This window comes from Mitsuokella jalaludinii DSM 13811, from assembly GCF_000702905.1.
Lineage (GTDB): Bacteria > Bacillota > Negativicutes > Selenomonadales > Selenomonadaceae > Mitsuokella > Mitsuokella jalaludinii.
Genome location: NZ_JNKR01000038.1, coordinates 1 through 8,189, shown reverse-complemented (window position 1 = coordinate 8,189; position 8,189 = coordinate 1). Strand labels below are relative to the sequence as shown.

9 protein-coding genes are annotated in these 8,189 nt (G+C 60.2%); all 9 read left to right on the top strand.

Annotation, left to right across the window (positions count from 1 at the left end; all coding sequences use genetic code 11):
* Positions 1–102: 102 nt before the first annotated feature.
* The 9 genes from rnpA to T518_RS10565 all read left to right on the top strand — a co-directional run bounded on the left by rnpA (position 103) and on the right by T518_RS10565 (position 8,087).
* Positions 103–543, top strand: coding sequence for a ribonuclease P protein component (gene rnpA, locus T518_RS10605; RefSeq protein ID WP_081828490.1), 441 nt, complete (start codon positions 103–105; stop codon positions 541–543).
* Between the two features lie 2 nt (positions 544–545).
* Positions 546–755, top strand: a complete 210-nt coding sequence (gene yidD / locus T518_RS10600; RefSeq protein ID WP_036378769.1) for a membrane protein insertion efficiency factor YidD — start codon at positions 546–548, stop codon at positions 753–755.
* A 48-nt stretch (positions 756–803) separates the two neighbouring features.
* Complete coding sequence (locus tag T518_RS10595) at positions 804–1,475, top strand: YidC/Oxa1 family membrane protein insertase (RefSeq protein WP_036378768.1); 672 nt, start codon at positions 804–806, stop codon at positions 1,473–1,475.
* Position 1,476: 1 nt separating this feature from the next.
* On the top strand, positions 1,477–2,268 hold the full coding sequence (gene jag, locus T518_RS10590) for an RNA-binding cell elongation regulator Jag/EloR (RefSeq protein ID WP_036378767.1): 792 nt from the start codon (positions 1,477–1,479) through the stop codon (positions 2,266–2,268).
* A 129-nt stretch (positions 2,269–2,397) separates the two neighbouring features.
* Entirely contained in the window at positions 2,398–3,783 is a 1,386-nt protein-coding gene (gene mnmE / locus T518_RS10585; RefSeq protein WP_036378765.1) for a tRNA uridine-5-carboxymethylaminomethyl(34) synthesis GTPase MnmE, read from the top strand.
* A gap of 37 nt (positions 3,784–3,820) precedes the next feature.
* Positions 3,821–5,722: a tRNA uridine-5-carboxymethylaminomethyl(34) synthesis enzyme MnmG gene (gene mnmG, locus T518_RS10580; RefSeq protein WP_036378763.1), complete on the top strand. Its 1,902-nt coding sequence runs from the start codon at positions 3,821–3,823 to the stop codon at positions 5,720–5,722.
* 11 nt (positions 5,723–5,733) lie between these two features.
* Positions 5,734–6,450, top strand: a complete 717-nt coding sequence (rsmG, locus tag T518_RS10575; RefSeq protein ID WP_072003601.1) for a 16S rRNA (guanine(527)-N(7))-methyltransferase RsmG — start codon at positions 5,734–5,736, stop codon at positions 6,448–6,450.
* Between the two features lie 65 nt (positions 6,451–6,515).
* Positions 6,516–7,424, top strand: a complete 909-nt coding sequence (locus T518_RS10570; RefSeq protein ID WP_036378773.1) for an RluA family pseudouridine synthase — start codon at positions 6,516–6,518, stop codon at positions 7,422–7,424.
* 78 nt (positions 7,425–7,502) lie between these two features.
* Positions 7,503–8,087, top strand: a complete 585-nt coding sequence (locus T518_RS10565) for a DUF4143 domain-containing protein (RefSeq protein WP_051652315.1) — start codon at positions 7,503–7,505, stop codon at positions 8,085–8,087.
* Positions 8,088–8,189 lie beyond the last annotated feature (102 nt).

Sequence of the window (8,189 nt, the reverse complement as noted above, 5' to 3'; positions counted from 1 at the left end):
TAGAAAGAAGCTTTCGGCATAAATCGGATGAGGTCACTTCGGTGGCCTTTTTTGCTTATCTTTTACCGTTTTTACTACTGATTGGATTTTGGGGAAATGCGAATGCTTACCTTACCGAGAAGACGGATCATCAAGCGCCGCAGTGATTTCCAACGTGTCTACCGCAGTGGCCGTTCCTTTGCGAACCGCTACTTCGTGCTGTACGTATTCCCGTCGGACGGGGTGCGCGGGCGCGTCGGCTTTGCCGCCGGCAAGAAGCTCGGCTGTGCCGTCACGCGCAACCGCGTCAAGCGCCTGCTGCGCGAGACGTACCGGCTGAACCAGGACCGCGTCCGCGAGGATGCGGCTCTCTTGCTCGTCGGCCGCAAGCCCATCGTCGATGTCAAGTGCCCTGTTGTCGAGCGGGCTTTCCTGCAGCTCGGCCAGCAGGCGGGCATCTTCAAGGGCTCGAAGAAGGACCTGCGCGCCTTTCACGGGCCGAGGCATGCGGCGCCCGGCAAGGCGTCGTCTGGGAAATCGACTGCAAGGCAAAAGAGGTCCTGAGCTTGAAGACACTGTTTCTTCTGTTGGTGCGGTTCTATCGCGGATTCATTTCGCCGATGTTCCCGCCTTCCTGCCGCTATGTCCCGACGTGTTCTGAATACGCGCTCGAGGCCATCGAGCGTTACGGAGCCCGGCGTGGGGGCTGGCTGGCCCTCAAGCGCATCCTGCGCTGCCACCCGTTCCACAAGGGCGGCTATGATCCCGTGCCGTGAGGCCGGGCGTATGTGATACTGTTATTTTTGTGAAGATTAGGATGTGATATATTGGGTTTCTTTGGAACGATATTCGAACCGATCGAGAATCTCCTGCACGTTGTGCTGCAGGCACTCTATAATGTGACGGACCTTGCAGGCTTCGGCAGCTACGGCGTGGCCATCATCCTGCTGACGATCCTCATCAAGATGCTGCTCTACCCGCTGACGGTCAAGCAGGTCAAATCGATGAAGGCCATGCAGGAGCTCTCTCCGAAGATGAAGAAGATCCAGGAGAAGTACAAGGACAATCCGCAGGTCATGCAGCAGAAGGTCGGTGCGCTCTACAAGGAGGCCGGCGTCAACCCGCTGGCTGGCTGCCTGCCGCTGCTCATCCAGATGCCGATCCTCATGGGCATGTACTACGCGCTCTACAATTTCACGTATCCGACGCCGGAGTCGGCTGCCTTCCTCTGGCTGCCGAACATGTCGGATCCTGATCCGTACTACATCCTGCCGGTCCTCTCGGCTCTGACGACGTTCCTGCAGCAGAAGCAGACGACGACGGAGATGAACCAGCAGATGAAGATCATGATGACGGTCATGCCGCTCTTCATCGGTTGGATCAGCTTGAACTTCCCGTCCGGTCTCGTTCTCTACTGGGTCACGATGAACATCGTCCAGATCACGCAGCAGTGGTGGATGTACCGCAACGACGACAAGAAAAAGGAGGCTGCCTGATATGGCAGAAACCATGGAATGGACCGGCCGGACGGTCGAGGCGGCGCTTGACGCGGCTGCCTCGGACCTCGGCTGTGCCGCTTCGAGCCTGGAGTACACAGTGCTCGAGCAGCCTTCGCGCGGCTTCCTCGGCCTGATCGGCCGCAGGGATGCGCGCATCCGCGTCCGTGAGATCGATACGGGCGCATCGGCAGACCTCGACGCGAAGGACCCCTCTGCCGATATGGCGGAGCTGGAGACGCGCCTCGGAGAAGAGGCCGAAGCGACGGAGACGGCTGCCAAGCCGGGCGTCTCGCTCGCGGAGCAGGAAGAGCGCGCACGCAAGTTCCTCGATGATGTCTTTGCGGCGATGAAGATTGAGGTCGAGCTGCAGCGCTCGGAGACGGAGGAGGGTGTCCTCTTCCAGATCGAGGGCGAGAGCCTCGGCATCCTCATCGGCAAGCACGGCCAGACGCTCGATGCATTGCAGTACCTCACGAATCTCGCGGCCAACCGCGGTGTCTCGGGTGAGCGCCTGCACGTTCTCCTGGACATCGAGGGCTACCGTGCCCGTCGCGAGGAGACGCTCACGCGCCTCGCGGGCCATCTGGCAGAGAAGGCCTGCCGCATCGGCCAGGAGATCCACCTCGAGCCGATGAACCGCCATGAGCGCAAGATCATCCACATGGCGCTGCAGGACAGCCGCAAGGTATCGACGTACAGCGCCGGCGATGAGCCGCGCCGCTACGTCGTCATCGTGCCGCGTCGCCGCCGTCGGGCGGAAGGCAGCCAGCGCGGCCGGGAAAACGAGTAAGACTGATTCGTTTCCCGGAGGCAGACAGCAAGATAAGAGAGCTGTGAAAGGGCTTTCTCCTTCTGGGAGCAGGCCCTTTTTGATGTATTTGACGGAGTTTTTGACAAGGATTGAGAAAGGAGACCCAGTATGCAGCAGGGAGATACGATCAGTGCAATCGCGACGCCGCAGGGCGAGGGCGGCATCGGCGTCATCCGCATCAGCGGCGAGCATGCCCTGAAGACGGCCGGCAAAGTGTTCCAGGCGAAGAACGGCAAACCGCTCGTCATGGCGGGCAGCCATCGCGCCGTCTACGGCCATATCGTGGATGAGGCGGGCAAGGTCATCGACGAGGCGCTGGCGCTCGTCATGCTAGCGCCGCATTCGTACACGGTGGAGGATGTCGTGGAGCTGCAGTGCCACGGCGGCCTCATGACACTGCGCAAGACGCTGGAGCTCACGTGGAAGGCCGGTGCAAGGCCGGCAGAGCGTGGCGAGTTCACGAAGCGCGCCTTCCTCAACGGGCGGCTTGACCTCTCAGAGGCGCAGGCCGTCATGGACATCATCCAGGCGCGCACAGAGACGTCCCTGACGATGGCGGCCGGCCACCTGACAGGCCACTTCTCGAAGGAGATCCAGTCGATGCGCCACGACGTCCTCGGCATGATTGCACATATCGAAGCCGCGATTGACTTCCCCGAGGATGAAGTCGACGATATCCTGACGTACGATATCGAAAAAAATGTGGTTGAGATACGCAACAAAATCGCAAATCTATTGAAGACGGCTCATGCCGGCCGGATTCTCCGCGACGGTCTCTTGACGGCTATCATCGGCAAGCCGAATGTTGGCAAGTCGAGCCTGCTCAATTCCCTGCTCCGCGAGGAGCGGGCCATCGTCACGGATGTGCCCGGCACGACGCGCGATTCGATTGAAGAATACGCCGATGTCGGCGGCATCCCGCTGCGCATCATCGACACGGCGGGCATCCGCGCGACGGACGATGTCGTCGAGCGCATCGGCGTCGAGAAGGCGCGCTCCTATGTCAAGGAGGCTTCGCTTATCCTCGCGCTCTTCGACGCCTCGCGCCCGCTCGACAGCGAGGACGCGGAGATCCTGAAGCTCGTCCGCGGCCGCGACGCCATCCTGCTACTCAACAAGGACGACCTCGCAGCCGTTGTCACACCGGCGATGCTGCAGGAGCGCGCTGGAAAGGATGTCACCGTCATCACGATCTCGACGCGCACGCAGGACGGACTCGCCGACCTCACGAATGCCATCACCGCAAAGGTCTACGCAGGCACGCAGGCCGGACAGGAGGGCACCTTTGTCACGGACGCGCGCCAGGCCGAGATCCTGCGCCAGGCGGACGAGCACCTCGAGGCTTCCATCCGCACGATCGAGGCCTCGATGGGCCTCGACTTCATCTCCATTGACCTGCGCTCTGCCTGGGAAAAGCTCGGCGAGCTCACGGGCGAGACGGTCGGGGAGGATATCATCAATGAGATCTTCAGCAAGTTCTGCATTGGCAAATAAATCAGTTCGTACCTAATATAGATAAGGGGGATTTTCGTTGTTTACCGCTGGATCATACGATGTCATCGTCATCGGCGCTGGCCATGCCGGCGTGGAGGCGGCTCTGGCCGCCGCGCGCATCGGCTGCAAGACGCTCCTGGCGACGCTCTCGATGGACAATATCGCTCTGATGCCCTGCAACCCGTCGGTCGGCGGCCCGGGCAAAGGCCATCTCGTGCGCGAGCTCGATGCGCTCGGCGGCGAGATGGGCGTCAATGCGGACAAGACCTGCATACAGTTCCGCATGCTCAACACGGGCAAGGGCCCCGCTGTCCATGCGCTGCGCGCGCAGGCGGACAAGAAGCTCTACCAGTTCACGATGAAGGAGACGTGCGAGAAGACAGAGAACCTCGATGTCAAGCAGATCCTCATCACGGACCTGCTGCTCACCGAGGACAAGAAGGCCGTGCGCGGCGTCCTCGTCGAGACGGGGGAGGTCTACCTCGCGCCGGCCATCATCATGGCGACGGGCACGTACCTCAAGGGCCGCATCATCGTCGGCGAGCATACCTACAGCGGCGGCCCAAACGGACAGCGCCCGGCGATGAAGTTCTCGGACTCCTTGAAGCAAGCGGGGATCCGCCTCATGCGCTTCAAGACGGGCACGCCCGCCCGCGTCGATGCGCGCACGCTCGACTACGATAAGATGCAGATCCAGCCGGGCGATGAGGAGGCGCGCAACTTCTCGTTCATGAGCGATGAAGAGACGCGCGAGCAGGTGCCGTGCTGGCTGACGTACACGAATGAGGCGACGCACAAGATCCTGCGCGACAACATGGACCGCGCGCCGATGGCCAACGGCATCATCGAGGGCATCGGCCCGCGCTACTGCCCGTCCATCGAGACGAAGATCCTGCGCTTCCCCGACAAGGACCGCCACCAGCTCTTCCTCGAGCCGGAAGGACTGCACACGAATGAGGTCTACGTGCAGGGCATGAGCACGAGCATGCCGATGGATGTACAGCTCGCCTTCCTCAAGACGATACCGGGGCTCGAGCACGCGCACGTCATGCGCGCCGGCTATGCTATCGAGTACGACTGCATCGACCCGACGCAGCTCAAGCCGACGCTGGAGTTCAAGGCCATCCATGGCTTCTTCTCGGCGGGGCAGGCCAATGGCACGTCGGGCTATGAGGAGGCTGCGGCACAGGGCATCATCGCCGGCATCAATGCGGCGATGTTCATCAAGAAGCAAGAGCCTCTCATTCTCAAGCGTTCGGAAGCCTACATCGGCGTGCTCATCGATGATCTCGTGACAAAGGGGACGAATGAGCCATACCGCATCATGACAAGCCGTGCCGAATACCGCCTGCTTCTGCGCCAGGACAATGCCGACCTGCGCCTGACCCCGTACGGCCGGCGCGTCGGCCTCGTCAAGGATGACCGCTGGGCGCGCTTCACCGCGAAGAAAGCGGCCATCGACGCGGCGATGAAACTGCTCAAGGAGACGACGATCAATCCGAGCCAGGAGACGAATGAGCGCCTGACGACTGCCGGCATCGATCCCATCAAGAGCGCGCAGCCGCTCGCCGACCTCCTGCGCCGCCAGCAGGTCGACTACGAGAAGCTGCGCCTCGCGTATCCGGAGCTGCCGGAGCTCGCAAAGGAAGTGCGCCAGCAGGTCGAGACGGCCATCCTATACGAGGGCTACATCAAGAAGCAGCTCGAGCAGGTCGCGCACATGGAGAAACTTGAGGCGAAGCTCCTGCCAGAGGATATTGATTATCAAGATGCGCCGAGTCTTCGCGATGAGGCGCGCGAGAAACTCGCCGCCATTCGTCCGCGCTCGGTCGGCCAGGCCGGCCGCATCAGCGGCGTCTCGCCGGCTGACGTCTCGGTGCTGCTTGTCTGGCTCGAGCAGCAGAAGCGGCTTCACGATGCAGAGCACGAGAAAGATTGAGAGGGGGAACGATGATGTTTCGAGATGAGATGAAGAGGGCGGCCGAGGACTTCGGCCTGGCGCTGAGCGAAATGCAGCTCGCGCAGTTCACGCGCTACTATGAGCTGCTGGTGGAGTGGAACGAGAAAATGAATCTCACTGCCATCACGGAAGCGCATGAAGTGGCGGTCAAGCATATGGTAGATTCTCTCTCAGCCTACGACCCCGCGCTGTTCAATGGGACGGTATCGATAATCGATGTCGGTACAGGCGCGGGCTTTCCGGGCTTGCCGCTCAAGATTTTCTGCCCTGATGCCAAGCTGACGCTCATGGATTCCCTGAATAAGCGCGTCCACTTTCTGCAGACTGTCGTCGACGAGCTCGGCCTCGAAGGCGTCGATTGCGTCCACGCGAGGGCAGAGGAGGGGGCACGCATGAAGCAGTACCGCGAGCAGTTTGACCTCGCCGTCTCGCGCGCCGTCGCACGACTGCCAATCCTCTGCGAGTACTGCCTGCCTTTTGTCAAGCGCGGCGGCCACTTCCTCGCGCTCAAGGGCAGAGCGTACGCCGAGGAAGTCGAAGAAGCGGCCAAGGCCATCAAGGTCATGGGTGGCAGCAAGACGGAGATGCGCGAAGTCTATCTGCCCGGCCTCGATGACAAGCGCGCCATCATCACCGTGACCAAAACGATGCCAACGCCGAAGGCCTACCCGCGCAAGGCCGGCACTCCGGCAAAGAATCCGCTTTAATGCAGCGGGGCATGTTTCACGTGAAACATGCCCCGTTTTTATTTTTAAAAGAGAGGAGACGTCCGGTGAAGATTTCTTATACGGTTGATGATGCCCATGACGGCAGGGAAATCCGTCAGCTTGCATCGTCCACACTGGGGCTTTCGGCAAAGCTCTGGAAACGCATCAAGTGGAATGGCACAATTCTTGTCAACGGGAAGCCGTGTCGTGATGCCAGCCTGCGTGTCAAGGCAGGGGATGAGCTGACGATGCTCTGGCAGGAAGCGTCGCCCGTCGTGCCCGTCGACCTGCCGCTCGATGTACTCTACGAGGACGAGGCCTTCCTGATCGTCAACAAGCCTGCCGCGATGATCGTCCATCCGACGCATCGCGAAGCGCGCGACACGCTCGTCCATGCGGTGGCCGGCTATTTCCGGCGCAGGGGAGAGCGCGTCGGCATCCATCCGCTCTATCGCCTTGACCGTGATACGACGGGCATCGTCATCCTCGCGAAATCGGCGCGCATCCAGCACGCGATGACGCAGCGTCACGGCCAGATCTACCGTGAGTATCTGGCACTAGTGACTGGCCAGCTGAATCGGGAAAAGGGACGTATCGATATGCCCATTGGCCGTGACACGAGCAAGGCGAATCACTGGCAGGTGCGCGCGGACGGGAAGCGCGCCCTGACGGAGTACGAGGTCAGGGCATCGTGCCCCGCATATTCTTTGCTCAAGATTCACTTGCTGACCGGCCGCACTCACCAGATCCGCGTCCACCTCGCCGCCCTCGGCCATCCCCTTTTAGGCGACGCAGCCTACGGCGGCCCTTGCGATAAGATGCAGCGGCAGGCCCTGCACGCCTGGCGCGTGCGCTTCCGCCATCCTCTTACCGGCAAAGAGATTCAAGTCCAAGCCCCCGTTCCCCAAGACATGCGTCAACTCATCGGCCCCGATATTGTTTCACGTGAAACACCGTCCTTTTTATATTGGTGAGCATGATTCGTTACAAAAAATGTAAAATAAAGCCAGATATTCGTTACAAAAAATGTAAAACTGGATGGAGGGAATCGGATGGAACGCGCATTGATGAAGGATTTGCGCCGATGGCAGGCATCTCCGCGGCGGAAGCCGCTCGTCCTGAAAGGGGGCCGTGCCAAGGATTTCGAGATGGCCGCACAATGGCTGATTGACTGCGGCCTGATTGCCCGGGTATATCGCGTGGCGAAGCCGGCCATCCCGCTCAAGGCATATCTGGAGGAGAATGCCTATAAGTTGTTCTTCCTGGATATCGGCCTGCTCGGTGCAAGCAGCGAACTCGATGCACGCACACTCTTGGAAGGGAATCACGTCTTCATCGAGTTCAAGGGGGCACTGACGGAACAGTACGTCTGCCAGCAGCTGCTCTCTGACTCATCCTGTGAGCCGTATTACTACACCTCTGAGCGTGGCAGATACGAGATCGACTTCATGATCCAGCAAAGCGGCAGTGTCATCCCCGTTGAAGTGAAAGCAGAGCGCAACGTCCATGCCAAGAGCCTGCGCGCATACTACAGCAAATACCATCCCGAGAAAACCATCCGGTTGTCCATGAACGATTACCGCCAAGACGAGTGGGTCGAGAACATTCCGCTCTTCGCCGTGCACGCATTCTTCTGAGTGTTTCACGTGAAACAGTGATAAAATACTAGCTATGCTTTTTATAATAGAGAATGAAAAAAGGCATGTGGACGATGAAGACGCTTGAAGAATATATCAGGG